The organism is Pseudomonas sp. TWR1-1-3 (genome assembly GCF_049896805.1).
In the GTDB taxonomy this organism is placed as follows: Bacteria; Pseudomonadota; Gammaproteobacteria; order Pseudomonadales; family Pseudomonadaceae; genus Aquipseudomonas; species Aquipseudomonas bubulae.
This window is the reverse complement of the sequence record NZ_JAFCUZ010000002.1, coordinates 183,611-207,679: the sequence shown is the minus strand read 5'-3', so window position 1 is coordinate 207,679 and position 24,069 is coordinate 183,611. Positions and strand designations below refer to the sequence as shown.

The 24,069-nt window shown below is 54.9% G+C and carries 18 protein-coding genes and 2 pseudogenes; 8 read left to right on the top strand and 12 right to left on the bottom strand.

The annotated features are described in order from the left end of the window. Positions 1–119: 119 nt before the first annotated feature. Positions 120–1,790 (top strand): DEAD/DEAH box helicase, encoded by a 1,671-nt coding sequence (locus tag ACP7BE_RS08370; RefSeq protein WP_095002244.1) that lies wholly within the window; start codon positions 120–122, stop codon positions 1,788–1,790. A 99-nt stretch (positions 1,791–1,889) separates the two neighbouring features. Here ACP7BE_RS08370 and ACP7BE_RS08365 read toward each other — a convergent pair whose 3' ends face one another. Next, positions 1,890–2,657 (bottom strand): DODA-type extradiol aromatic ring-opening family dioxygenase, encoded by a 768-nt coding sequence (locus tag ACP7BE_RS08365; RefSeq protein ID WP_095019382.1) that lies wholly within the window; start codon positions 2,655–2,657, stop codon positions 1,890–1,892. Positions 2,658–2,758: 101 nt separating this feature from the next. Between ACP7BE_RS08365 and ACP7BE_RS08360 the strand changes: the two genes are divergently transcribed. After that, entirely contained in the window at positions 2,759–3,418 is a 660-nt protein-coding gene (locus ACP7BE_RS08360; protein WP_095002242.1) for a thiopurine S-methyltransferase, read from the top strand. A 60-nt stretch (positions 3,419–3,478) separates the two neighbouring features. Here ACP7BE_RS08360 and htpX read toward each other — a convergent pair whose 3' ends face one another. Both htpX and ACP7BE_RS08350 read right to left on the bottom strand, forming a co-directional pair. Beyond that, complete coding sequence (gene htpX, locus ACP7BE_RS08355) at positions 3,479–4,366, bottom strand: protease HtpX (RefSeq protein ID WP_088379295.1); 888 nt, start codon at positions 4,364–4,366, stop codon at positions 3,479–3,481. Between the two features lie 313 nt (positions 4,367–4,679). Further along, positions 4,680–5,891, bottom strand: coding sequence for a pyridoxal phosphate-dependent aminotransferase (locus ACP7BE_RS08350; RefSeq protein ID WP_095002241.1), 1,212 nt, complete (start codon positions 5,889–5,891; stop codon positions 4,680–4,682). 222 nt (positions 5,892–6,113) lie between these two features. Here ACP7BE_RS08350 and msrB point away from each other — a divergent pair, with 222 nt between their 5' ends. Together msrB and ACP7BE_RS08340 are read left to right on the top strand one after the other, a co-directional pair. Next, positions 6,114–6,509, top strand: a complete 396-nt coding sequence (gene msrB / locus ACP7BE_RS08345; RefSeq protein ID WP_095002240.1) for a peptide-methionine (R)-S-oxide reductase MsrB — start codon at positions 6,114–6,116, stop codon at positions 6,507–6,509. A 17-nt stretch (positions 6,510–6,526) separates the two neighbouring features. Further along, positions 6,527–7,012 (top strand): glutathione peroxidase, encoded by a 486-nt coding sequence (locus ACP7BE_RS08340; protein ID WP_426105508.1) that lies wholly within the window; start codon positions 6,527–6,529, stop codon positions 7,010–7,012. 157 nt (positions 7,013–7,169) lie between these two features. Here the strand turns inward: ACP7BE_RS08340 and ACP7BE_RS08335 are convergent, their stop codons facing one another. Next, a complete protein-coding gene (locus ACP7BE_RS08335) occupies positions 7,170–9,518 on the bottom strand; it encodes a hybrid sensor histidine kinase/response regulator (protein ID WP_095002238.1) in 2,349 nt (782 codons plus the stop codon). A 177-nt stretch (positions 9,519–9,695) separates the two neighbouring features. Between ACP7BE_RS08335 and ACP7BE_RS08330 the strand changes: the two genes are divergently transcribed. Further along, the gene (locus ACP7BE_RS08330) at positions 9,696–10,589 is read left to right on the top strand and encodes an ATP-binding protein (RefSeq protein WP_095002237.1); all 894 of its coding nucleotides are present in this window, start codon (positions 9,696–9,698) and stop codon (positions 10,587–10,589) included. Beyond that, positions 10,582–11,064 (top strand): GAF domain-containing protein, encoded by a 483-nt coding sequence (locus ACP7BE_RS08325; RefSeq protein WP_095002236.1) that lies wholly within the window; start codon positions 10,582–10,584, stop codon positions 11,062–11,064. The genes ACP7BE_RS08330 and ACP7BE_RS08325 overlap by 8 nt, the downstream gene beginning before the upstream one ends. A gap of 6 nt (positions 11,065–11,070) precedes the next feature. Here the strand turns inward: ACP7BE_RS08325 and ACP7BE_RS08320 are convergent, their stop codons facing one another. The 4 genes and pseudogenes from ACP7BE_RS08320 to ACP7BE_RS08305 all read right to left on the bottom strand — a co-directional run. Beyond that, a complete protein-coding gene (locus ACP7BE_RS08320; RefSeq protein WP_426105505.1) occupies positions 11,071–14,025 on the bottom strand; it encodes an HD domain-containing phosphohydrolase in 2,955 nt (984 codons plus the stop codon). Between the two features lie 79 nt (positions 14,026–14,104). Then, on the bottom strand, positions 14,105–17,728 hold the full coding sequence (locus tag ACP7BE_RS08315) for a transporter substrate-binding domain-containing protein (protein ID WP_426105503.1): 3,624 nt from the start codon (positions 17,726–17,728) through the stop codon (positions 14,105–14,107). Between the two features lie 8 nt (positions 17,729–17,736). After that, entirely contained in the window at positions 17,737–18,363 is a 627-nt protein-coding gene (locus tag ACP7BE_RS08310; RefSeq protein ID WP_095002233.1) for a response regulator transcription factor, read from the bottom strand. 266 nt (positions 18,364–18,629) lie between these two features. Continuing rightward, positions 18,630–19,212, bottom strand: a pseudogene (locus tag ACP7BE_RS08305) (deoxyguanosinetriphosphate triphosphohydrolase); the annotation flags it as partial. 550 nt (positions 19,213–19,762) lie between these two features. Between ACP7BE_RS08305 and ACP7BE_RS08300 the strand changes: the two are divergent. Beyond that, positions 19,763–20,323, top strand: coding sequence for a hypothetical protein (locus tag ACP7BE_RS08300; protein ID WP_141228169.1), 561 nt, complete (start codon positions 19,763–19,765; stop codon positions 20,321–20,323). Between the two features lie 177 nt (positions 20,324–20,500). After that, positions 20,501–21,862 (top strand): deoxyguanosinetriphosphate triphosphohydrolase, encoded by a 1,362-nt coding sequence (locus ACP7BE_RS08295; RefSeq protein ID WP_306108787.1) that lies wholly within the window; start codon positions 20,501–20,503, stop codon positions 21,860–21,862. An 87-nt stretch (positions 21,863–21,949) separates the two neighbouring features. On the opposite strand, the gene ACP7BE_RS08290 is transcribed toward ACP7BE_RS08295, so the two are convergent. The 4 genes and pseudogenes from ACP7BE_RS08290 to ACP7BE_RS08275 form a co-directional block, all read right to left on the bottom strand. After that, the gene (locus ACP7BE_RS08290) at positions 21,950–22,603 is read right to left on the bottom strand and encodes a hypothetical protein (RefSeq protein ID WP_095002231.1); all 654 of its coding nucleotides are present in this window, start codon (positions 22,601–22,603) and stop codon (positions 21,950–21,952) included. Between the two features lie 488 nt (positions 22,604–23,091). Continuing rightward, a pseudogene (locus ACP7BE_RS08285) lies at positions 23,092–23,193 on the bottom strand (hypothetical protein); the annotation flags it as partial. Between the two features lie 166 nt (positions 23,194–23,359). Further along, on the bottom strand, positions 23,360–23,698 hold the full coding sequence (locus ACP7BE_RS08280; protein ID WP_095002230.1) for a hypothetical protein: 339 nt from the start codon (positions 23,696–23,698) through the stop codon (positions 23,360–23,362). After that, positions 23,695–24,069 carry a phage holin family protein gene (locus ACP7BE_RS08275; RefSeq protein WP_095002229.1) on the bottom strand — a complete coding sequence of 125 codons (375 nt, stop codon included), beginning with the start codon at positions 24,067–24,069 and terminating at the stop codon, positions 23,695–23,697. The genes ACP7BE_RS08280 and ACP7BE_RS08275 overlap by 4 nt, the downstream gene beginning before the upstream one ends.

The following is a 24,069-nucleotide window of genomic DNA, read 5'->3' as shown; positions in this document are numbered from 1 at the left end:
TTCATTTAAACGTTTTCGCAAATCCCCGCCGACAAAGCAGCCAGGGCGACTCTTGAGTCTTACACGGCATGCGCAGCTTTGGAGCATGGGTCTTTGCGGATGCACTTAGAGGCAGACCCATGACCCAGGAAACCGGCGGCTTCGCCGCTTTTAATCTTAATCCGAACATTCTTTCTGCTGTCATCGCGACTGGCTACGAAGAACCTTCGGCTATTCAGCAGCAATCGATCCCGATCATCATGGCCGGTCACGACATGATTGGTCAGGCGCAAACCGGTACGGGTAAAACCGCCGCGTTCGCCCTGCCGATCCTGCACCGCATCGATCCTGCTAAGCGCGAGCCGCAAGCCCTGATCCTGGCGCCAACCCGTGAGTTGGCGCTGCAAGTAGCAACCGCTTTCGAAACCTACGCCAAGCAAATGCCGGGCGTTACCGTTGTGGCCGTTTACGGCGGCGCCCCTATGGGTCCACAACTGAAAGCAATCCGTAATGGCGCACAGATCGTTGTCGCCACTCCGGGCCGTCTGTGCGACCACCTGCGTCGTGACGAAAAAGTGCTGTCGACCGTGAACCACCTGGTTCTGGACGAAGCTGACGAAATGTTGAAACTGGGTTTCATGGACGATCTTGAAGTTATCTTCAAGGCACTTCCGCCAACCCGTCAGACCGTATTGTTCTCGGCAACCTTGCCGCAGTCGATCCGTGCCATTGCCGAACGCCATCTGCGCGATCCGCAACACGTGAAGATCCAGACCAAGACTCAGACCGTTACCGCGATCGAACAGGCTCACCTGTTGGTTCACGCTGACCAGAAGACCTCGGCTGTATTGAGCCTGCTGGAAGTTGAAGATTTCGACGCCCTGATCATGTTCGTTCGCACCAAGCAAGCGACCCTGGATCTGGCCAGCGCCCTTGAAGCCAAAGGCTACAAAGCTGCTGCGCTGAACGGTGACATTGCCCAGAACCAGCGTGAGCGCGTTATCGACTCGCTCAAGGATGGCCGTCTGGACATCGTTGTGGCAACCGACGTAGCGGCACGTGGTCTTGATGTTCCACGTATCACTCACGTGTTCAACGTTGACATGCCTTACGATCCAGAGTCCTACGTTCACCGTATCGGCCGTACTGGCCGTGCCGGTCGCGAAGGTCGCGCACTGCTGCTGGTGACTCCTCGTGAGCGCCGCATGCTGCAAGTGATCGAGCGTGTAACCGGTCAGAAAGTTGCGGAAGTCCGTCTGCCGGATGCCCAGGCTGTTCTTGATGCCCGCATCAAGAAGTTGACCAACAGCCTGACGCCGCTGGTCGCTGACGCTGAATCGACTCACGGTGATCTGCTGGATCGCCTGATTGCCGATATCGGTTGCAGCCCGCGTGCCCTGGCCGCTGCTCTGCTGCGCAAGGCAACCAACGGTCAGGCCCTGACCCTGGCAGCCATCGAGCGTGAACGTCCACTGGTGCCTAACAGTGCACCGCGTGAGCGTTCCGAGCGTTCGGGTGACCGTCCTGATCGTGGTGATCGCGAGCGTCGTGCTCCGGTTCCATTGGCTGAAGGCCGTGCACGTTGCCGTACCGCGCTGGGTGCGCGTGACGGTATCGCTGCCAAGAACCTGCTGGGCGCTATCCTCAACGAGGGTGGCCTGGCTCGTGAAGCTATCGGTCGCATCCAGGTGCGTGACAGCTTCAGCCTGGTAGAACTGCCGGAAGCCGGTCTGGAAGGTTTGCTGGCCAAACTGAAAGACACCCGCGTTGCTGGCAAGCAGTTGAAACTGCGTCGCTACCGCGAAGATTAATCACTCTTGCAGTGATTGATCGCTAAAAAAATCCCCGCCTGGTGCGGGGATTTTTTTTGTCCGGGATTTGTATTTGCTGGCCTTTGTGGGAGCGGGGCGCTAGCCAAACCGGTAGATATCCATCCCCAACGCACCCAGTGTCCAGCCCTGGTGGGCAATGCTGAACTGGCCGCCCGCGGCACGGGCAAAATACAACGGCAGCAGGTGCTCGTCGCTGGGGTGGTTTTTAGCGGCGAAAGGCGCCTGTGTGCGGTAGGCATGCAGCGCCGTTTCGTCATCAGCCGCCAGTTTGTCGATCATCCAGTCACGAAACGCCTTGGCCCAGGGTTCAATGCTCTCAGGGCCTGCGTGCCAGTCCAGTTCGCGCAGGTTGTGGGTGATGCTGCCCGAGCCGATGACCAGAATCCCCTCGCTGCGCAAGACCGCCAGTGCATGGCCTACCCTGGTCTGGCCCGCCGGGCCCAACTGGCTGGGCAACGAGACCTGCACCACCGGGATATCCGCATCCGGGTACATCAAGGACAGTGGCACCCAGGCGCCATGGTCAAAAGGGCGCCTGGCGTCCAGTCGCGCCGGCAAGCCGTTGTCTGCCAGCAATTCCACAATGTTCGCGGCCAACTTCGGGTCGCCGGGCGCAGGGTATTGCACGGCAAACAGTGCGGGCGGGAAGCCGCCAAAGTCATGCCAGGTTTCCGGTGACGGGTGGCTGGCGACCCGCAGGTCGGGGCTTTCCCAGTGCGCAGACACCAGCACTATGGCCTTGGGGCGCGGCAGTTCGGCCGCCAGGCGTTTGAGCGCCGGGCCACTGGCGCCCGGTTCCAGTGCTAGCATGGGGGAGCCGTGGGAGATAAACAGGCTGGGGAGCATGACAGAGGTCCTCGAAGTTGAGATGCGTCATCTTCATCCTGATCATTGATCTAAATCCAATATAAGTTTTAGTGCTTATCTATCGAATTTAAAGGTGAATCATGCAGCCCGAATTTTGGCACGACCGCTGGGATCGCAATCAGATTGGCTTTCACCTGTCGCAGGTCAACCCTTACCTTCAGCGCCTTTGGCCGGCACTGGGGGTGGAGGAGGGCGGTCGTGTGCTGGTGCCGCTATGCGGCAAAAGCCTGGATATGAGTTGGCTGGCGGCCAACGGTCATGAAGTGCTGGGCGTGGAGCTGACGCAGACGGCCGTGGAGCAGTTTTTCAGTGAACAACAGGTCGAGCCACAGGTTCGTCAGCAGGGCGCCTTCAAGGTGTACGAGGCGGGTCCTGTGAAGATCCTCTGCGGTGATGTGTTTGCCCTGACTGAAGCTGACGTGGCCTCCTGTGTGGGGTTGTATGACCGCGCTGCAACCATCGCATTCCCTCCCGAGATGCGTGCGGCCTATGCTCGGCACCTGAGCCGGATTCTGCCGCCAGGCTGTCGGGGGCTGTTGATTACCCTGGATTACGATCAGTCGCAAATGAACGGCCCGCCGTTCTCGGTGCCGGACGCCGAGGTACAAAGCCTGCTGTCGCCTGCCTGGGCGCTGGAAGTACTCGAGCAGCCGGATGTACTCGATCAGGAGTGGAAGTTCCTCAAGGGCGGCGTGACGCGACTGGTGGAGCGGGTGTATCGCCTGAGCAAAATCGCCTGAAGCAAAACCCGGGCACAAAAAAGGGCGACCTGGGTCGCCCTTTTTATGTTTGCCGTGGGATTAGCCGCGGCGACGCAGTGCGTCGATACGTTCTTCCAGTGGCGGGTGGCTCATGAACATCCGCGCCAGGCCTTGTTTGAGGCCGCCGTTGATGCCGAAAGCCGCCATGGTGTCCGGCATGTGAACCGGCAGACCCTGCTCGGAGCGCAAGCGCTGCAGGGCGCTGATCATTGCCGAGGTGCCGGCGAGCTGTGCACCGGCTTCGTCAGCCCGGAATTCACGTTTACGCGAGAACCACATCACAATGGCGCTGGCGAGGAAACCCAGGACCAGTTCGGCGAAGATGGTCGCAACGTAGTAGGCAATGCCGCGGCCCTCGTCGTTCTTGAACACCACCTTGTCGACAAAGTTGCCGATGATCCGGGCAAAGAACATGACAAAGGTGTTCACCACGCCCTGCACCAGCGCCAGGGTGACCATGTCGCCGTTGGCAACGTGGCCGATTTCGTGGGCCAGTACCGCTTTTACTTCGTCGGGCGAAAAACGCTCCAGCAAGCCCTGGCTGACTGCGACCAGTGCATCGTTTTTATTCCAGCCCGTGGCAAAGGCGTTAGCCTCGTATGCCGGGAAAATCCCCACTTCAGGCATCTTGATCCCGGCTTCGCGGGACAGTTGTTCAACGGTTTGCATCAACCATTGTTCATGACGAGTACGAGGTTGTGTAATCACCTGGGTGCTGGTGCTCATCTTCGCCATCCATTTGGATATGAATAGCGAGAACAGAGACCCTGCAAAACCAAAGACCGCACAGAACACCAACAGCTGACTGAGGTTCAGATCAACCCCGTTGGCCGCCATGAACCCGTCAAAGCCGAACAGGCTCAGGGTGATGCTGGCAATCAGCACGACCGCCAGGTTAGTGGCCAAAAACAGCAGAATGCGCATCATGGTTGTATGAATCTCCTCGTCTTAAGGGTGTTGCCGTATGCGGGGTATATAAGGTGCTGCCACAGGCTATTCAACCAGGTGACTATTTCAAACTGTGTCCTGCAGCCTGATTTTAGTAGTTTGCTGGGAATTTCCTAATATGAAGGAGCGTTTTTTTTGGCCAGAAGTTCCACTGAGCGCCAGTAAATAAAGGGCTTTATGGTTTTCATGAGGCTATTGAAGGCGGGGGAGGTCCGTAAAGACGCAGAATGAAGAATGTTTCATCAGACACATGTTGTGCGACTTTTGATTGGTCGCACAACATGTTCAGAAACTACTGACGATAAGTCTTCAGAAAGTTACCGATCCGGCCAATGGCCATGTCCAGCTCGTCGACACGAGGCAGGGTCACGACGCGGAAGTGATCCGGCCACGGCCAGTTGAAGGCGGTGCCTTGTACCACCAGCAGTTTTTCCGAGAGCAGGAGGTCCAGCACGAATTTCTCGTCGTTGAGGATCGGGCACACTTTCGGGTCGATACGCGGGAACGCATACAACGCCCCCATCGGTTTCACGCAACTGACACCGGGGATCGCGTTGAGCAGTTCCCAGGTGCGGTTCCGTTGCTCAAGGAGGCGTCCGTTGGGCAGTACCAGATCATTGATGCTCTGGTAGCCGCCCAATGCGGTTTGAATGGCGTGCTGGCTGGGCACGTTGGCGCACAGGCGCATGTTGGCCAGCATGTCGATGCCTTCGATATAGCCCTGAGCGTTTTGCTTGGGCCCGGAGATGGCAATCCAGCCCGAGCGGAAACCCGCAACCCGGTACGACTTGGACAGGCCGTTGAAGGTCAGGCACAACACGTCAGGGGCCAGTGAAGCGGTGCAGATATGCACCGCGTCGTCGTAGAGGATCTTGTCGTAGATCTCGTCCGAGAACACCACCAGATTGTGCTGGCGGGCAATCTCGAGCATGCCCAGCAGGACTTCCTTGGAGTACACCGCACCCGTCGGGTTGTTCGGGTTGATGATGACCATGGCTTTGGTGTTTGGAGTGATCCTGGCTTTTATGTCCTCAAGATCAGGCCACCAGTTGGCTTGCTCGTCGCACAGGTAGTGCACCGGATGGCCGCCAGCCAGCGTCACGGCAGCGGTCCACAGCGGGTAGTCCGGTGCTGGTACGAGAACTTCGTCGCCATTGTTGAGCAGCGCCTGCAGCGACATCACGATCAGCTCGGACACGCCGTTGCCCAGGTAGATGTCTTCGATGCCGACACCTTCCACCTGCTTTTGCTGGTAGTACTGCATGACTGCCTTGCGGGCGCTGAACAGGCCTTTGGAGTCGCTGTAGCCCTGGGCTGTCGGCAGGTTGCGGATCACGTCCTGGAGGATTTCGTCCGGCGCTTCAAAACCAAAAGGTGCCGGGTTGCCGATGTTCAGCTTGAGGATGCGATGGCCTTCCTCCTCCAGTCGTTTGGCGTGCTTGAGCACCGGGCCGCGAATGTCATAACAGACGTTGGCGAGCTTGTTTGATTTGCTGACCTGCATGGCGATGTGATCCCGAAAATGAACGATCCAGGCGATGTGATGACCACTGCTCTGGGAAATTCTGTGTTTGCACACAGTGGCTAACACCGCTTTGCTTCAAGAATCCGTTTGAATGCAGCTAGGGCGGGTGCCAGACTGGTGATTAACGAGGCGCAATCATACGTGCCACCCGATCCCTGGAAAAGCCACCGGTCGGGGTTTTTCAGTGACAGAGGCAGAACCATGGAAAAGTTGAACAAAACCCTGGACGAATGGAAGGCCATGCTCGACCCGGAGCAATACAACGTGTGCCGCCTCAAAGGCACCGAACGGCCGTTTTCGGGGAAATACAACGCCACCAAAACTGACGGTGTCTATCACTGTATCTGCTGCAACGCGCCGCTGTTTGACTCCAGCGCCAAGTTTGACTCTGGCTGCGGCTGGCCGAGCTTTTCCCGGCCCATTGGCGACAGTGCGATGGTCGAGATCCGTGACGTCAGCCACGGCATGGTGCGTACCGAAGTGGTCTGCGCCAAATGTGATGCGCATCTGGGCCATGTGTTCCCTGACGGTCCGCCCCCGACCGGGCTGCGCTACTGTATCAACTCGGTGTGCCTGGACCTGGTCCCTCGCGTCTGACTTCTTGAGGTGTTGCCATGAACGATAACCTGCTCGATATTGCCTGTACCACGCTGGTCGGTGAGCAAAAGGCCCTTGGCGATTTCGGCGGCAAGGCGCTGCTGGTGGTCAATACGGCCAGCAAGTGCGGCTTTACCCCGCAGTACAAAGGGCTGGAGGCGTTGTGGCAGCAGTACAGGGATCAGGGGCTGGTGATTCTGGGCTTCCCCTGTAACCAGTTTGGCAAGCAGGAGCCGGGCGACGAAGCGGCCATTTCCGGGTTTTGCGAGCTGAATTTTGGTGTGAGCTTCCCGCTGTTCAAGAAGGTCGAGGTCAATGGCCCCCAGGCTCATCCGTTGTTTGTCCAGCTCAAGAGGCGTGCGCCGGGGCTGTTGGGCTCGCAGGCAATCAAATGGAACTTCACCAAATTCCTGGTCAGTGGCGATGGCAAAAGCGTAAAGCGCTATGCCCCGACCACCAAGCCTGAGGCGCTCAAGGCCGATATCGAAGCGTTACTGGGTTAAAATCGCTCTATCTGTAGCCGCTGACGAGTGGAACGAGGCTGCGATCGGCGGCGCAGCCGTCGCAAATCCTGCAAACCGTGCCTGTCTGGTGCACCCTGGTGCATGATTTTGCGACCGCTTCGTCGCAGTGGCGCACCATCTCGATCGCGGCCTCGTTCTACTCGTCGGCGGCAACACGGTTAGTGTCTCTGTCTCGCCTTTGCGGCACCCATACCTCAATCAACGCCGCCAGCTCTTCGCGCCGAAACGGTTTGGCCAGATAATCGTTCATCCCCGCCGAACGGCAGCGCTCACGCTCTTCGGGCATGGCATTGGCGGTCAGGGCGACGATGGGCAACTTGGGCCAGCGCCCGCGATGGCGGATTTGCCGTGTGGCTTCGTAGCCATCCATGACTGGCATGTTGCAGTCCATCAACACCAGGTCAAAGGTCTTCTGCTCCAGCCGACTCAGCGCCTCGCCGCCGTGGCTCGCAACCACCACTTCACAGCCCAGCTTGCTCAACATGCCCTTGGCCACCAGCTGGTTGACCGGATTGTCTTCGACCAGCAGGATTCGCGCGCGGTGGACCGCAGGAGTATTCACGGTTTGAGTGCCCTGTACCTCGCCGTCGTCCTTGAGCAGCAAATGTTGCAAGGTCTTGTACAGTGCCTGACGCGAGAGGGGCCGGGCTTTTTGTTGCAGGGGTGCCAGCGCATTGACCTGGTCACCGGGCATAAAGTTGCCATACGCGGTCACCAGCAGGATCGGCGCACTGATGGCCGGGCGCAGGCCAAACAGGCACTCGGCACAGTCGGTAATCAGTAACTGTGGATGGGTGTCGGTCAGTGAGTCGTCCTGGGAGTAGCGTGTGTAGTCCAGCCCCCACAGGGGCAAAAAACTGCCAAGCATTTCGCTCAGCCCGCTGCTCGCTGCACTCACCACAATAACCCGGCCGGACAACGGCTTTGGCTGGATGGCGGGGGTATGGCAGGGCAGGGGGAGTTCGGCGCAGAACTGGCTGCCAAAACCGACTTCCGAGCTGATGGTCAGGCGTCCGTGCATGACTGCGCACAGACTGTTGGTCAGGGTCAGACCAAGCCCGGTGCCACCATACTGGCGGGTGATGCCGGCCTCTGCCTGAGTGAAGGGGCTGAAAATTCTGGCCTGGGCCTCCTGGGCGATGCCGATGCCGGTGTCGCAAACCTCGATACGTACCTGATCGCCTTGCGCGCTGAGCCGTACATCCACCCGCCCGAATCGGGTGAATTTCAGCGCGTTGGACAACAAATTGCTGACGATCTGTCGGACCCGGGTCGGGTCCCCCATGACCAGTGCCGGAAACTGCGGATCGATCAGGCAGGTCAGTTCCACGCTGGGTGCGGCGTTCTGTGACAGCAGGTTGGCGGTATCTTCGATCAGCGTGCCCAGGTCGAAGGCAATATGTTCAAGCTCCAGTTGGCCCGCGTCGAATTTCGACAGGTCGAGAATGTCATTGAGCAGCTCGACCAGAACCTTGCCGGAGTCATGGGCAATCGACAATTGCTGGTGTTGCTCGGCATTCAGCGGGCTGTCCAGGCACAGCGCCAGCATCCCGAGCAACCCATTGAGCGGGGTGCGTATTTCATGGCTCATATTGGCCAGAAACGCTGAGCGTGCCTGGGCCATTTCCAGGGCAGTAGTGCGCGCAGCCTCAAGCTCTTCATTGGAGTGGCGCAGTTGTTCGTTGCTGGCCTCCAGTTCCTGGGTGCGCACAGAAACAATGGTTTCCAGCTGTGCCAGGTACTCGGTCAGGGTGTTTTCGGCGCGGCGCCGGTATTCCATTTCACGGGCCATGGCCTCGAACTGCTGATTGGCAGCGTTCACCAGTACGCCAATTTCATCGTTTTCGTGACCGCTGGGGCAGTGCACTTTCGACTGCCCCGGATCTGCGGGCTTGCCATCGCTGATCTCACGAATCACTCGCACCAGCGGCTTGGTCAGCATGACGTAAAACAGGCCCAGAAGAATAAAGGTGAGCACGATGCTGCGAATAAAACCGCTGAGCAGTGTGACTTCCGCCCGCTGCAAAAACCGCTTGCCGAAGGGGTAGGTATCCACCTCAAGGTGCAAGACCCCCATGCTTTGTTCGGGGAGGTGATTGAAGTACAGTCGCTGGTCAAATGAGCGGTTGGCACCGAACAGAGAGTCGCTCAGCGCCCGATAACGGCCGGTTTCAGGCAGATCCTGCACCGCCGAGAGCACCAGATAGTCGTTGTCGAGCAGTTGTGCGGCGGTGATCGCCGGTGAGCGCACCAGCCCTTGCAAAAGCTCTTGGGCAAGCTCCGAATCAAGGTTGTAGGCAATGCGTGATGCCGGGTTGTGACTGATCTCCAGCAGCGACTGGATTTCGCGATCGATGGCGGCGTTTTCACTGGCATAATCGATGCCGATTTGCAGCAGGCTAAGCAGGGTCCCCAATATCAGACCGACCAGCACAGTCAGTTTGGCTTGCTTGAAAGACAGGCGGTGGGTGAGTTTTATGTCCATTGGGGGTGTTGCACCTGTTTCCATTTCCTTGCGGCGTGCAAGAGTAGTCGATTCGTGGGTCAACCGGCAGGCATTACTGCGGTATTTGCGACCTGGCGATGTGAGTCGTAGTGTGGTTTGAGCTGAATGTAGGTCATATCAATATGCCATCATTGTGTATCAGTCTGAGGAAATGTTGTGAATTCTAATCTGGATGCCTTTCTGCAACGGGCCGAAGCGGTCCTCGCACGTCTTGAACCCTTGCTGCCTGCTCAGCGTGAGCCGATCGAATGGCATCAATGCCTGGCGGCCCGTTGGCAGCGGGAGGGGCGTTCGGGTTACCTGATGCCATTGCAAGTCAGCCTTGATATGCGCCTTTCGGACCTGATCGGCGTCGATAACCAGCGGGATCAGCTGGGTCGCAATACCAAACAGTTCCTTGATGGTTTGCCGGCCAACCACGCTCTGCTTTGGGGTTCGCGCGGTACTGGCAAGTCTTCGATCATCCGCGCACTGCTTGCCGAGTATGGCAATGCGGGCCTGCGCCTGATCGAGATCGAGCGTGACCATCTGGCCGACCTGCCGCGGGTGGTCGAGCAATTGCAAGGTTTGCCCCAGCGCTTTGTGCTGTTTTGCGATGACTTGTCATTTGAGGCGGGTGAAAGCGATTACCGGGTGCTCAAAAGCGTGCTCGATGGTTCCCTTGAGCAAGCGCCGGATAACGTCCTGCTTTACGCCACGTCGAACCGCCGTCATCTGGTGCCCGAAAAGGAAAGCGATAACGAGAACTGGAAGAATGTCGACGGTGAGTTGCATCCCAATGAAGCTGTGGAAGACAAGATCGCCTTGTCTGATCGCTTCGGCCTGTGGCTGTCGTTTTATCCGTTCACCCAGGACCATTTCCTGAGCGTGGTTGAGCACTGGATCGATGTATTGGCCACCAAAGCCGGTTTGCAGTGGCAGCGCGACGAGGCACTGGATATTCTGGCGGTGCGCTGGGCAACCGGGCGTGGCAACCGCAACGGCCGTTGTGCCTATCAGTTCGCGCGTTATTGGGTGGGTTTGAAATTGTTGGAGCAAGTGAATGATTGATTTGAACGCCACAGGTGCAGGCCTGAACGGCTATGGCCTGTTGCAGGCTCAGTTGGAGTCGTTGTTGGCAGATGAGCGTGACTTTATTGCCAACGCTGCACAGTTCTCGGCGTTTTTGTATCACCAGCTCGATGATCTGAACTGGGCCGGGTTTTACCTCAATCGTAATGAGGAGCTGGTACTGGGCCCGTTTCAGGGGCAAATTGCCTGTGTTCGTATCCCGTTTGGGCGTGGCGTCTGCGGGGCTGCAGCGGCGAGCCGGCAAACGCAGCGAGTTGAAGACGTGCATGCATTTGCCGGGCACATCGCTTGCGACAGCGCCTCTAACAGTGAGTTGGTCGTGCCGTTGATCAAGGATGGTCGCCTGATCGGCGTGCTGGATCTGGACAGCCCGAGCATCGGGCGCTTCAGCGAGCAGGATCAGTTGGGCATTGAAGCGCTGGCCGCCATCTTTTTGCGCTTGAGCGAGTGCTGATCCGCATCAGTTTTTCAGCCCGGCCTTGAGCATCAGCGCATCGATATCGACCGTATCGATTTGTTGAGGGTCAAGAAACTGCCGGGCGTATTGCAGGTAAATCTGTTCGTGCATGAACAGCGCGAACAGTTGCGGATCAATATGGGCGTCATGGCACATGGCGGCCATGATGTTCAGCGCCTCACTCAAGGTTTTGCTGCGTTTATAGGGGCGATCCGACGCGGTCAATGCCTCGAAAATATCGGCAATTGCCATCATCCGTGCCTCCAGGCTCATTTCCTCGCGTTTCAGGCGTTTTGGATAACCGCTGCCATCCATTTTTTCGTGATGCCCCCCGGCAATTTCGGCAATGTTGCTCAGGTAGGCAGGTAGCGGCAGGCTGCTGAGCATCAGGATGGTTTGCACGATGTGGTTATTGATGATGTAGCGCTCTTCGCGGGTCAAGGTGCCGCGCCGGGTACTGAGGTTGTACAGCTCGCCACGGTTGAATTTGTAGGGTGGTACTTCGAGTTTAAAGCCCCAGGGGTTTTCGGGGTCAATCAGGTCGGCCTCGGGGCGAGTGAACAGGTGCTCGGGCTTGTCGGCCAGCAGCGACTCGGTCACCGGCAAGGCTTGCTCCTGGCGGGTGGACTGGCGTTTGTTTTCTTCCCAGGAAACGCCCAGGCGATCATCCAGCGTGCGGGTCCAGGTGCGGCGCGCAATGGCGTTCAAACGCTGCAGGTCTGCCTCCATCATGGCTTCCCCGCCCAGATTGCACTGGGCGACAAAAGCGAAGTCATCATCCAGCTCAAGCAGGCAGGCATCTCGCAGGTGCGCCAGCTGTTGATCGTCGCCACCCAGGGCCCGTGCCTGCCAGTAATTGACCCAGGCATCGCGCTTGAGCACTTCAAAGCGGGTGCGGATTTCGTGAATGCGGTCGTACAGGGTTTCAAGCTTGGTGGCCTTGTCGACCACATATTCCGGTGTTGTGACTTTGCCGCAGTCGTGCAGCCAGGCGGCGATACGCAGCGCCTCCCATTGCTCATCCGTGGGAGCGTACTGCTCAAAGGGTGGCTGCCGGCTCGCAGCTGCCGCCTGTGCCAGCATCAATGTCAGGATTGGAACCCGTTGGCAATGGCTGGCGGTGTACGGGCTTTTGGCGTCGATAGCCCCCGCCAGCAATTGGATCAATGCATCCAGCAATTGTTTCTGCCGAGCCTGCAGGCGCTGGCTTTCAATAGCAACGGCAGCCGTACCGGACACCGCCTGGATAAAGGCAATCCGGTCGGCCCGCAAGTGATCCTGATCGTCAGTCGAACCACTGTCGTTCAATACCAGCACAAGAATACCCACCGTTTCGCCCTGGCGGTTGTGCAGACGAATGCCGATCAGGTGGACACTCTGGCTGCCCAGTTCATCCATCACAGACTGCAAGTCACCCGCCTGTTCAAGGGTGAGTGAGCGGGCGACACTGTCATGACCTTCGAAAAGCGCCCGCAACCACTCGGGGCTCTGGCTGTCGTCAGGGTTCAGCACGGGCGCGGGCTGGGTTGCCAGATCCTGGGGCTGGCCGTTGATGATCAGGCCTTTTAACTCCAGTTGAGTACTGTCGTTCTTTGCAAGGTAGATCAGCCCGGCCTCTGCCTGAGCAATCTTGAGAGTCTCGAACAGTACGGACTGCAGCAAGGGTTCAAATCGGGTATGGGCCGAGAGGCTGGAGGTGATTTCAAAAAAGCTGGCGAGGGTTTCTTTCATGCGGCCCATGGATGCCTGCATCTGATCGATTTCGAGCACGGGCGATTGTCGTGTGAATGGATAGTTGAAATCGAACCGTCGAACCGCATCGGCTTCACGCACCAATTCGCGCAAGGGCCTCACCAGCAACCTGGAGGTCACCCACCCCATGGGCAGGCACAGCACCAGGGCGCCCAATGTCACCAGGGCCCCTTGCCAGCGCAACTGATAGGCATCGGCCAACAGCTCGTCTTGCGGGACCATCATTGCCAATTGCAAGCCATTGGCACTGCCATCGTCCACCTTGAACCGCGAAACGATCCATTGGCGCTGGCCGTCGTCCAGGCGCTGCTGAGCATCTGCCCCTTGATTGATCAGCAGTCCAAGGGCCGGATTCAGCTCCGAGACTTTGGGCAGTTTGGTGGGGTCCATGGCGTTCAATAATTTGTTGAAGTCCGGGTAAGCGATGGCCCGGCCATCATCGCCGAACAGAACAATCTGTGTACCAGGCGTTGTTTGATGGTCGGCCAGGGTGGCGGACAGTTGAGACAGCGTTACATCGGCACCCATCACCGTATTGGCAGTACTGCGTTTGGCGAGTGTAGTACCAACTTCGTGGGTGGTAAAAAACAGGTAGGGGCTGGTGGTGGTCTGATTTTTGTCGGCATCCTGCGCAATAAACCAGCTGCGCAGCCGGGGGTCATAGAGCTCATTGGGGATGTTGCGCTGTTCGAGCTGTTTCAGATTTGCATCCAGATACAGTTTTTTTGAATCAACCGTGCCTTGCCGGGCTGCACGTGTTATCGACCATACTTCGAAGCTAGCTTGGGGTGGGGCTTTTAACTGGCGCCGGATCTCTTGATTGCGTAAAGGCCGGACCAGGAAAAAGTTGCCGTTGTCATCGCCCAGGTATAGAGCTGACAGTGTGTGGTTGTCTTCGAGTGCTTGTACAAAGGGCTGCAGCAGGCCTGTTCGAAGCTCGACCTGGTCGGTTGTGGCCGCAGAATCAAGAATTAGCAGGTTGAGCGCATGCCGTATGGGTTGATAGGCATCCAGCAGGTCATCCTGAACATCCTGTTCTATGTAGCTGAACAACTTTTGGCTGCTGTCGAGAATGATGCGGGTGGTTTGCTGGTAATTGAATACGCCCAGTACAACGCCCAGCAATAGCAACAAAAATGTAAACATCGCACTTATGTGAGCATGCAGCGGGTACTGGCGCCGATGGGAGAGCGCACTGTTGCGCATGGGCTGATTCTCCGCTGATGTAGGCGTGCTGGTATCTATCAGCATAGTAAAACCGCGCCAACCTGCCTTTGATTGGCGCTCAGGTGTGCTTCGTCAACGATTCAAGTTGCAGGGCCAGCGCCTGTCCCAGTGCACGCATGGAGACCTGCACTTGCTCGCGGGCCTGCACGAGGTTAGCGGGCGTGGCTTGCTCCAGTGCCTCGCAGTTGTTGATCAGGCTTTGGGCGCCCACGATGCGGGCAGCGCCTTTTATCCTGTGGGCAATTTCGACAAACGCCTGCAATTCGCCGTTGTCAGGTAACTCAAGCAGCGTCTTGAGATCCTGGCAGTTGCTGCGGAGCAGTTCTTCCAGCAAGAGTCTTGTTCGTTGCTTGTCGCCTCCTGTAAGCGGGCTGAGAGCGTCGGCGTTGAAGACTTCCGGGCAGTGGAATAGCGGCTCAAGCATGGCCAGTCGTTGACTCAACAGGGTCAGGCTGATGGGTTTGAACAGGCAGTCGTCCATTCCTGCCTGCTTGCAGCGTTGCCGCTCTTCCGGTTGGGCATTTGCAGTAAACCCCAGCACGGTACATGGCCGTTGGCTGGAGGCCAGCTCATGCTTGCGTATGGCTCGAGTCAGCTCATAGCCATTCAGGACAGGCATGTTGCAGTCTGCAATGACCAGGTCGAATTTTCCTGTCTTCCAGGTTTTCAAACCTGCGGCGCCGTCGTGCTCGGTGGTAAACCTGTGCCCTAAAAATCCAAGTTGCTGGCACATCAGCAAGCGGTTGGCCGGGTGATCATCCACCACCAGTACGTTAAGCGGATGAGCGGCAGGGTTGATTGAGGGTTCTTGTGCGGGGGGGCACTGGGACGGCGTCAGGGTTGGCACTTCAAGTTTTATCTGAACCTGGGTACCTGCACTTTCCTGGCTGCTCAGTACCAGGGTGCCGCCCATCATTTCGCACAGGCTACGGCAGATGACAAGGCCAAGACCGGCACCATTGAGCGCCAGTTGCCCGCTGTTCTGTGCCTGGGCGAAGGGCTCAAACAGGCGTGCCTGATCACGCTCGCTGATGCCGATGCCAGTGTCTTTGACGCTCAAGTGCAGTTCAGTCCGCTCAGGGGTGCCGGCTGGCAGCAAGTTGATTTCAAGCGTCACCCGGCCTTGTTGGGTGAACTTGATCGCATTGCTGATCAGGTTGGTCAGGATTTGCTTGAGACGAAGCGGATCGATCAGTACGTCGGGTAGATCGTCTGTTGCATCGAAACGCAGGTCGAGCGTGAGGTTTTTTTGCCGCGCCAGGCCATCAAAAATCCGCATCACGGAGTGTGCCAGTTGGTGCAGATTGACGCGTTCCGGGGACAGGTTCAGGCGGCCGGACTCTATACGGGCAATATCAAGAATATCGCCTATCAGCTCCAGCAGGTCTTTGGCCGAGTTATAAGCAACTTCAATGGACGGGCGGTCGAGATGCCCATGGTCGGCGCGCTTGAGCGTCAGTTCAAGCAAACCGATCACTGCGTTCATCGGTGTACGGATTTCATGGCTCATGGTTGCCAGGAAGGTGCTTTTGGCCCGGTTGGCATCATCTGCCAGCTCCTTGGCCGTACGCAGCTCATCCAGTAGCTGATGACGTTCACTGATATCAATCCAGCCACCGATGATGCCCTGTACTTCGCCCAGGGAGTCCCGATAGGGAAGAATCCAGTGATAGATAGTGAGCGTTTTTTCGCCGATTCTCAGCGGGCGATCAGTCACCAGCGGAGTACCTTCACGCATGACACGCAGGTAGTCGGCCTGATAGTCACGGGCTTCACATTCGTTGCTCAGGAGGTCGCAGGTTTGCATCACGGTCTTGCCGATGACTTCTTCGCGCCTGGCTGAAAAGGCATTCAAGTAGCTGTCATTGCAGGTTTTCAGAACACCTTCGCGATCACGCACATAAATAGGATGAGGCGTACCGTTGACGAGCGCACGCATGAACTCGAACTGATCGCTGAGTGCACGTTCGGCCGATTTTCGTTGCCGGATCTGGCGCCGCATATAGGCATTCCAGATCAGGGACAGCAACAGTAAAAGGCTGGTGCCAATGATGAACTGGTAGAACAGGCGATGGTAATTGTGCCAGTAACTGTCAGATGCCGGCACATAGCCCCGCCAGCGGCTGTTGATAATGCCCAGCTCATCAGGCGCGATACTCAACAACGCCTTGTTGAAGATTGAGGACAACTCGCTGGCATCCCGGGCAGTGGCGAGGGAAAACATGGCGGGTTGGGTGCCGATGGTGGCACTGATTTGTAACCGGTCCTGAAACAACCCCGAGGCCAGCAGGTAGTTGGCGATGACCAGCGTACTGACTGCACCTTGCACTTTCTCTTCGGCCAGCAGTTCTGTGGCGCGATAGATATCCCCGGTTTCTACCAGTGTTATCTGCGGGTATTGACTGCGCAGGTAATCGGTCAGGGGATTGCCTCGGGTCAAGGCCAGTTTTTTACCCGCAAGTTGTTCAAGGCTCGCAGGTTGCCCATCACCTTTTGCCGTAAGCAGGACAAAGGAGTTCACCAGATAGGGACGGGTGAAACTGAGGGCGCTTTCTCGTGAGGCTGAAGGATTGATGGCCGAGATAATGTCGGTTTCGTGCCGACTGATCATTCGGGTCATGGTGTCGAGGCTGTTCGCGCGTTGTATTTCGAAGCGCAGCCCCGTGCGCAGACGGATCATCTCCAGCAGGTCGGCAGTAATGCCTCGGAAATCCCCGCTGGCATCAAAAAATGTCAGGGGTGCCATGGTTTCGTTGACCACTACGTTGACCACAGGATGCTTGAGCAGCCAACGGGCTTCTCGCTGAGTAAGCTGCAGCTTCTGATCGGACAGTAGAATGTCACTGCCAGCGCTCCAGCGTTTGGCAATGCTTTCTTGTTCACTGTTGGGTACGGCCTTGAGTGTGGCGTTGATGATGCCTAGCAGGGGCGAGTTGTCCCGACGCACTGCAAAGCTGAATCCATGGGCTTCGTGTTTGCCAAAATTGGCCATCTTGATGTTTTTCAGGTACCCCTTGTTGATCATGTAATGGGTCGACACAGTGTCCCCCAGAAAAATATCCGCCTGATCGAAAGCCACGGCATTAATGGCATTTTGATAGGACGGATAAGACTGGATGATTGCCTGGGGATAAAGCGCCTTTACTTCCTCCTGGGGCAGATAGTGGTACACCATACTCAAGCGCAAACCGGCGAGGCCTTGGGAGAGTGAGCGTGTTTCTCCCTCTCGGGTCACCAGTACGGGTTGGTCGATGGCATAGGGAATGGAAAGTACAACGTGCTGGTTCGCGGCCTCAAAGCCGTTGGAAGTACCCAGCAGGTCAATCTGGCCGTCCTCGAGTGCCTTGATGGCTGCTTCTCTGGAGGCAAAGCGCTGGATCCTGATCGACAGCTTGAGGGCTTTGCGCAGAAGGCCGGCGTAATCTGCGGTGAGGCCTTCGTAGTCCCGACCGCTATCGGTCATGTCGAACGGTGGATAGTCGGCAGCAGAGGTGCCGATCACGAGTTCGCGCTTATTTTGCAGCCAGTATCGTTGAGTGTTGTCCAGGGGGACTTCAATGTGGCCGGAACTCGAGCGGCTGAGCAACGTAAGGGTTTCACTGCGGACCGGGGCGGCCAGCACGGGCACGCACAGAACTAACCCCGCAAAAAGTGACAGGTACTTGATTAATCGTGCGGGCATCCTGTTTTTCATACAAGACCATTACGTTTTGCCAGCTCGATAAGTTCCACCAGCGAATGGGCTTTCAGTTTTTGCATGAGGCGCTTTTTGTAAGTGCTCACGGTTTTGTTGCTTAAAAACATGCCGGCTGCAATGTCCTTGTTTGTTTTGCCTTGTGCGAACAGCTTCAGAACCATAAGTTCCCTGTCGTTGACAAGTTTGAATAACTCGATTTCAGATGAGTTGTTGTGATCGTTTGTTTCAGAAGTCAATGCCTGGCTTGGAAAATAGTTGTAGCCAGAAAATACCGCTTTTATTGCACTGGTAAGCTCACTCAGCTCTTCTTGTTTGCACACATACCCGGCTGCACCGGATTGCATGCAGCGCATGGCGAAAAGTGTCGGTGACTGCGATGTGAGAACCAGCGTCTTGAGGGCTGGGCTTATTGAGCTGAAGCGTGACAGCACTTCCAGGCCATCGAGTTTGGGGATGCTGATATCAAGAATTACCAGATCAGGAGTGCACTCGCGGATCATCTGCATGGCGTCTACTCCATTGTCGGTTTCTCCGACTATTTCATAACCTTCATGTTCTAACAACATGCGAATTGCGAGCCGGATTACAGGATGGTCGTCGACAATAAATACGGTGTTCATATTGATTCCCCATAAGGTGCTGAATAGAAAGCGCGACCTTAGCTCAGATGTAAGAGCTGGGGCAGGAACCGGGGAGCCTACAAACGTAGTATGGGAATTATCCTACGCAAAATAAGGCGATGGCTCACTAATTACACAAGGGGAGAGGCGTATTTAAATGTGCGTTTAAAGATTTTTTGAGTTTAAAGCTGGGCGCGCGAGTATATTTCTTTCTTGTATATGGAAAAGTCTTACTTGCTACTTCATGTGGTAAACATAGTGTTTGATCAAGTGGAGCTGCGTGCCCTCCCTGTTTGGCAGGGGAGGGCAGCGGTTGTCAGGCGGGGGGTGGAGTGACCTGTCATTGCTCTGGCCATTTCAGTGGCATAACTGTCGGTCATGCCGGCAATAAAGTCGTTGATGCGCATAAACGATCGATGTAATGGCCACTGTGGGTCGGGAGCATTGTTGCCCAGCAAATCGAGGATTCGACGGTTTTTGAACGATGGGGTACGACCGCAATGCTGCGAAAGCGCGGCGCCACAGAATGCATTGAGGAGGATTTCCAGGGACGTATAGGCATCCATTTCATGCAAGGTTTTGCATTTGTCCTGGAAGATTTTTTTGCGTGCCATGTCTTTGTTGTCCAGCACGCAACGTGGCCGTGCCGTGCATATGCTCGACCAGATCCCCTGGTGCCAGCAGTGCTTGCTGTTGTTCGACAAAAGCCCGGGCAGCGGCGTTGGTCAGATGTTCGATGGCCTTGCCGCGCAGTATTGCCCGTTTTCGCCGTCGTGAGTCGTTGGGGCCAAGCAGGCGAAAAGTTTCAGGCAAATCATCGCCCACCAGGTTCAGCAGCAGGGACTCGACACATGGAGAAGCTGCGTTTGCGTTTGGGAACCTCTCTTGGTGATAAATGGACAAGGCTAGTTACATCATTGCAGTTTTGGATATTTTGAAGAGGCCATGATCTGCCGTTGAGGGTCTTCAGGTTTAGAGTATATATGTGTTTGGTGGGTTGGTTTATGTAAGGTTTTCCTTAAGTAATAAGTGTTTTTTATGTGCGGTGAACTCTATTTACTTCCTGTTGACTGGCTATAGGCGGCAAAATACCCAGTTCCTTTTGTTTAGTCAGGTTGGGCTGTTAGGGGGGTGTTTATAAGTCGTGATTTTTCTCTACCTATTGTAGCTTGTCGAGTGAGTTGGGGTGTTTGTAATCTGCACTTTTACTCAGGGTTGATGCTAACAGTAAGGGGTTGTTAAATTTTCTGTTGCTGGTTGTCTGTCAGGTATAGCAGTAGATAAGTTATTAACAGGTTGTGATTTTATCTATGTGCAGGGGGTAGTGGCATTTTACAATCAATCATTTTGTGATAGGATTTGTCCGTTCTAGCGTTGATTGGTTTATGCAATCTATTAAATGGAAAAGGAAAAAATGGATAAAATTATAAGTGTTGTATTTGCGTCGTTGATTGCGGTTTCGTCGTTTGCAGCATCAGCAGAAACCTTTGAGCGAGTAGAACTTGATAAAGATAGAACCAGTGTTCAGTACGCTGGCCCTATTAAGTCAGTCACTAAATCGCTTGAAGGTTATAAGTGGCTTGGTCAATCAGATGACATGAATGGTGGCGTGGTTTTTGAGCCGTATGCAAACCCTGATTTCGGTAAAAATGACACTGAAACGGGGGGTGCAATCATGGTGACCGCTACATTCTATCTTTATGATAAGCCAGTTAAAGAGGCTCTGATGATTGCTCGTCAAAGCGAGATTCCGGGTTTTGTTGAGTTTTACGGGTACGAATCAAGAGAGCTACAGTTGCACGTGAGGATGGCTGATGATAATGCATTCCAAGCTTTTTCAAGTGCAGACGAATATCGTAGGCCGGAAAAGTTGATGGCATATAAAAAGGTTGAACAATTTAATAAGAGTAACTATGAGAGCACGTTGAAGTCTGCACTTGATGATGGAACTTTTTTTTAGTAACGGCGTCTAGAGAAAAGGCTGCCTTGGTGGTCTTTTTTATTTTTATGGTTTGGGGTTTTTTGAAGTAGGGGGCTTGATCCAGGTTGGGGGATTGAATTGATCAGTTTAAAGTGTGTTTTGAACCGTGGTATAAATCAACTGTCTTAGGTGTTTATCAATTACTGGGGAGCACGCATGGAAAGCATGAGTTGGGACAAGTTGCTGAATAATACCCGTCTTGGCGGTCGTCCTCCTAAATCTGAGCTAGGCCGTTCACCTTTCCACTCAGACCACGACAAGGTTATTTTCTCCGGAGCTTTCAGACGCCTTGCCAGAAAGACTCAGGTTCATCCTCTTGCCACTAATGACCACGTTCATAACCGTCTCACACATAGCTTGGAAGTGGCTTGTGTAGGCCGTACCCTGGGGGTGAGAGTAGGCCAAGAACTTCTGAATGAAAGACTTATTCCTGAGCAACATTCAGCTTCTGATATTGGTGATATTGTCCAGACTGCTTGTCTCGCTCATGACATTGGCAACCCTCCCTTTGGGCATACAGGTGAAGAAGCTATTCGTCACTGGTTCACCAATGATGTTGGGGCGAAGATAATAGAACAATTGCCTTTTAATGAAGCTACTGATTTACGTAGATTTGAAGGCAATGCACAAGGGTTTAGGGTTTTAACGACCTCGGAATATCATCCCTATGAAGGGGGGATGCGTCTTACTTATGCGTCGCTTGGCGCTTTCATTAAGTATCCTTGGCTTGCTGGTGATGCTGTCAATGGGCAAAGACCTATTCAGAACAAATATGGTATTTACTGTTCTGAATTGGGTTTGTTCAATGAAGTGGCGGACGCTACTGGCTTGTTAAAGCTGGGTGATGGTTGGCGGTGTCGCCATCCACTGGCTAACTTGATGGAAGTGTCTGATGATTTTTGCTACGCCATTCTTGATTTAGAGGATGGTGTAGAGATGGGTATCCTTGAGTGGGATAAGGTCTTTGAAATACTGTGCCTTGTCCTTGATGATCACCAGAAGAATCAGTTAGTCAAAGAAATTCAAGGCATGAAGGTTGGCCGTAGGCTCTCTATGATTCGTGGGAAAGTTATTTCAGCTTTTGTAGATGCTGGAGCGACTGCTTTCATGAATAACCATAATGAAATCATGACTGGCAAGGTTCTAGGTATTTTAGAACTTTGTGATAAGAATGTCCGTGAGTGTGTAGCCGCCGCCAAAGGTCTTGCTCGTGATGAAATCTTCCAGCATCCCAGGAAGGTTGAGTTAGAAATAGGGGCTTATAGCACTATATCTACGCTGCTAAACGTTAGCTGCTCTGCTGCTTTGGAATATGTCAGAAAGGGCGGTGTAGCTGATTCGAAGACGAGAAGGGTGGTAGAGCTTCTTGGGCTGGACTTGAATAATTTAGACGCCAGTGGGGGTGTTTCCAAGGAGTACGGTGCAATGATGCAGGTTCTGGATTACGTGAGTGGCATGACCGATAACTATGCCATGCACTTGGCTCGACAGTTTAATGGTATGGGCGGGGAGCGTTGAGCCTGCGTGTACATAATAGCCAGCTGTTTTATTATGTGATTGCAAATGTGCTTCTCATTGAAAAGGCCACCTAAGTGGCCTTTTGTATCACAATTCAGCTTTTAATTTGTCGAATTCATTTTTTATTTCACGAAGCATTAACTTGCGTCCCTCATTTGCTTTGGAGTTTCCAATAATGGCAGAGATGGAAAATCCAACGGCAGTAAGGGCTGTTCCTACTACATAGCCAAACCATCCTTTGGCAATGTATACGCTAAGGGCAGTCACTGCGAGTCCGGCGGCGACAACAATTTTGTTGCCGTTATAGGTTTTGAATTCCCCGTGCTCGTAATACGTTTGCGTAACTGCAAGTGAGGCCAGGCTAAAAAAGGTGCCTACGCCCGGCAATGCAAACATTATAAAGTCTTGAAAAGTAAAAGTTTCTCTTTCGCTAATATACCCGAGTGTGTAAATCTCTCCATTCGGGGTCACTTGATAGGCGACTGGTTCACCACTTTTAAAAGCCATTAGAATTTTTTTGCCAACAGGAGCATGTAAACTCTCGTCAATGAGGATCGCTGGCAGCAAGTCACCGTTCTGAAACTCAAGCAATGCCTCAAGCTTGACATGAGTTCCTATATTGTTACTGACTGAAACGTTGTTGCCTTGCTTAGTGGTTGTAACTGAGCCGCTTGTGTGGGAGGTGACTGTTTTGTCCCTTAAAATGACTGCTGCACAATCGAACGCGGGCCTTCTACTCATGGCTATTCCTTAGCTTGCTAACAATAAAAAACGACTAACTCAAAAAATTAAGCGGGAGGCTGGCATAATGCCATTATTTGATGAGGGCCAGGAACTTATCAAATTTCCAAAGCCTGATCAAGCGGCTGTAGAGGCTTCATTCTTTTATGCGTTCGTTAGAGGCTAACAGGATAGGGTTTCGCTGCTGCGCCAGAGGCGTAGAGCAGGTGACTTATAGGCAGGCGATGGCTAGTGTCTTTGTTTTGCTGGTGATGCAAACAACCGTAAATCCCTAGTCAGTTCGAACGGGCTGTTCGAAGAGTGGTGTATTGGCTCTATAATTGTCCTGACAAAAACTGAGGTTATTCCTAAGTGGTACAATTTCGTCTTCTTGTTCTTATATATTCTTATTTGTAACTAGTTGGCTGTTGACACTGTAATAAGGTCGTTTTTGGCTGCGGAGCCTAAATACAGTTCGCTCGGTAGCAGCCGAACCGGTGCTTCTTGTCACCCAGGGAGCGGCCGACGCAACTGACTTCGAGGGAGTGGGTGAGGCGGGTGTGGATATGGTCGTTGCTGTTGACTGGATGGACCTGTGTTTTGCGCCCCAGCAGCTTCTCGTTTCAGAACGGATGACGCAAGTGGAGGCATGATCAGGAGCGCCATCTGTGGTAGCAGGCTTGCTCACGATGCAGGCAGCGCGGTGTTTCAGTCAAACCGCGTAGATGCCATCGCGAGCAAGCCCGCTCCCACAGAAGGAGGGGGGAGGCTTTCTGTTCAGGGCTTGCGCGAGGCCTGGATCACCATCTTGATCAGTGGTATCAAGCCAGTGGTCAAGCTGATCCAGCGTGACGTGCCCCCGGTGTTTTTGCTTTTGGCGCCTCTGCCGGTCAGGAACCCGAGCAGGGTGACAATCCCCACACCCCACAAGGGTGCATGCTTGATCCCCAGGGTTTCCTGCCAGTTGCTGGTCATCCCGCGCATTTTTTGCAGGGGTTGCAGCAGTTGTTGCGACTCATGACGAATCTCCTGCCGGTGCATTTCCATGCGCAGGCGGATCAAGGTTTTGCGCAACTCCTGGCGTGAAGCATTTTTCGGCAATTCAGGCAGGCTCATGGCAACAAACGCTCGCGGTCTTTGGCCAGCTCTTCAAGCGTGGCATTGAAAGGAGAGGATTCATCGAATATCGCGGCGTTGAGGCGCAGCCCGCAGAACACCGCGGCCAGCGTATAAAACACACAAAGCCCGATAATGCCGGGGATGCGGTAGCTGTCCCAGAGCAGGATCATCACCAGCGCCGACAGTCCGATCAGCAGCAACAGCGCGAACACCAGTGCCAGCCCGGCAAACAACAACAGGCTGACGGTGCGTGCCTTCTGCTCTTGCAGTTCGATGCCCAGCAATTCGACATGGCTGTGCAACAGACCCAGGAATGCGGCACCCAAGCGCCGCGGTGAGGAACGGGGGGAACCGGATTCGTCTGTCAT

Excerpts from the sequence above, each read along its gene's own strand:
- msrB (WP_095002240.1), top strand. The coding sequence starts at position 6,114 with ATGGAAAAGTTGAACAAAACCCTGGACGAATGGAAGGCCATGCTCGAC.
- ACP7BE_RS08295 (WP_306108787.1), top strand. The coding sequence starts at position 20,501 with ATGGAAAGCATGAGTTGGGACAAGTTGCTGAATAATACCCGTCTTGGC.
- ACP7BE_RS08290 (WP_095002231.1), bottom strand. The coding sequence starts at position 22,603 with ATGAGTAGAAGGCCCGCGTTCGATTGTGCAGCAGTCATTTTAAGGGAC.
- ACP7BE_RS08365 (WP_095019382.1), bottom strand. The coding sequence starts at position 2,657 with ATGCTCCCCAGCCTGTTTATCTCCCACGGCTCCCCCATGCTAGCACTG.
- ACP7BE_RS08320 (WP_426105505.1), bottom strand. The coding sequence starts at position 14,025 with ATGCGCAACAGTGCGCTCTCCCATCGGCGCCAGTACCCGCTGCATGCT.
- ACP7BE_RS08325 (WP_095002236.1), top strand. The coding sequence starts at position 10,582 with ATGATTGATTTGAACGCCACAGGTGCAGGCCTGAACGGCTATGGCCTG.
- ACP7BE_RS08300 (WP_141228169.1), top strand. The coding sequence starts at position 19,763 with ATGGAAAAGGAAAAAATGGATAAAATTATAAGTGTTGTATTTGCGTCG.
- ACP7BE_RS08280 (WP_095002230.1), bottom strand. The coding sequence starts at position 23,698 with ATGAGCCTGCCTGAATTGCCGAAAAATGCTTCACGCCAGGAGTTGCGC.
- ACP7BE_RS08335 (WP_095002238.1), bottom strand. The coding sequence starts at position 9,518 with ATGGACATAAAACTCACCCACCGCCTGTCTTTCAAGCAAGCCAAACTG.
- htpX (WP_088379295.1), bottom strand. The coding sequence starts at position 4,366 with ATGATGCGCATTCTGCTGTTTTTGGCCACTAACCTGGCGGTCGTGCTG.
- ACP7BE_RS08315 (WP_426105503.1), bottom strand. The coding sequence starts at position 17,728 with ATGCCCGCACGATTAATCAAGTACCTGTCACTTTTTGCGGGGTTAGTT.
- ACP7BE_RS08350 (WP_095002241.1), bottom strand. The coding sequence starts at position 5,891 with ATGCAGGTCAGCAAATCAAACAAGCTCGCCAACGTCTGTTATGACATT.
- ACP7BE_RS08370 (WP_095002244.1), top strand. The coding sequence starts at position 120 with ATGACCCAGGAAACCGGCGGCTTCGCCGCTTTTAATCTTAATCCGAAC.
- ACP7BE_RS08360 (WP_095002242.1), top strand. The coding sequence starts at position 2,759 with ATGCAGCCCGAATTTTGGCACGACCGCTGGGATCGCAATCAGATTGGC.
- ACP7BE_RS08275 (WP_095002229.1), bottom strand. The coding sequence starts at position 24,069 with ATGACAGACGAATCCGGTTCCCCCCGTTCCTCACCGCGGCGCTTGGGT.
- ACP7BE_RS08310 (WP_095002233.1), bottom strand. The coding sequence starts at position 18,363 with ATGAACACCGTATTTATTGTCGACGACCATCCTGTAATCCGGCTCGCA.
- ACP7BE_RS08340 (WP_426105508.1), top strand. The coding sequence starts at position 6,527 with ATGAACGATAACCTGCTCGATATTGCCTGTACCACGCTGGTCGGTGAG.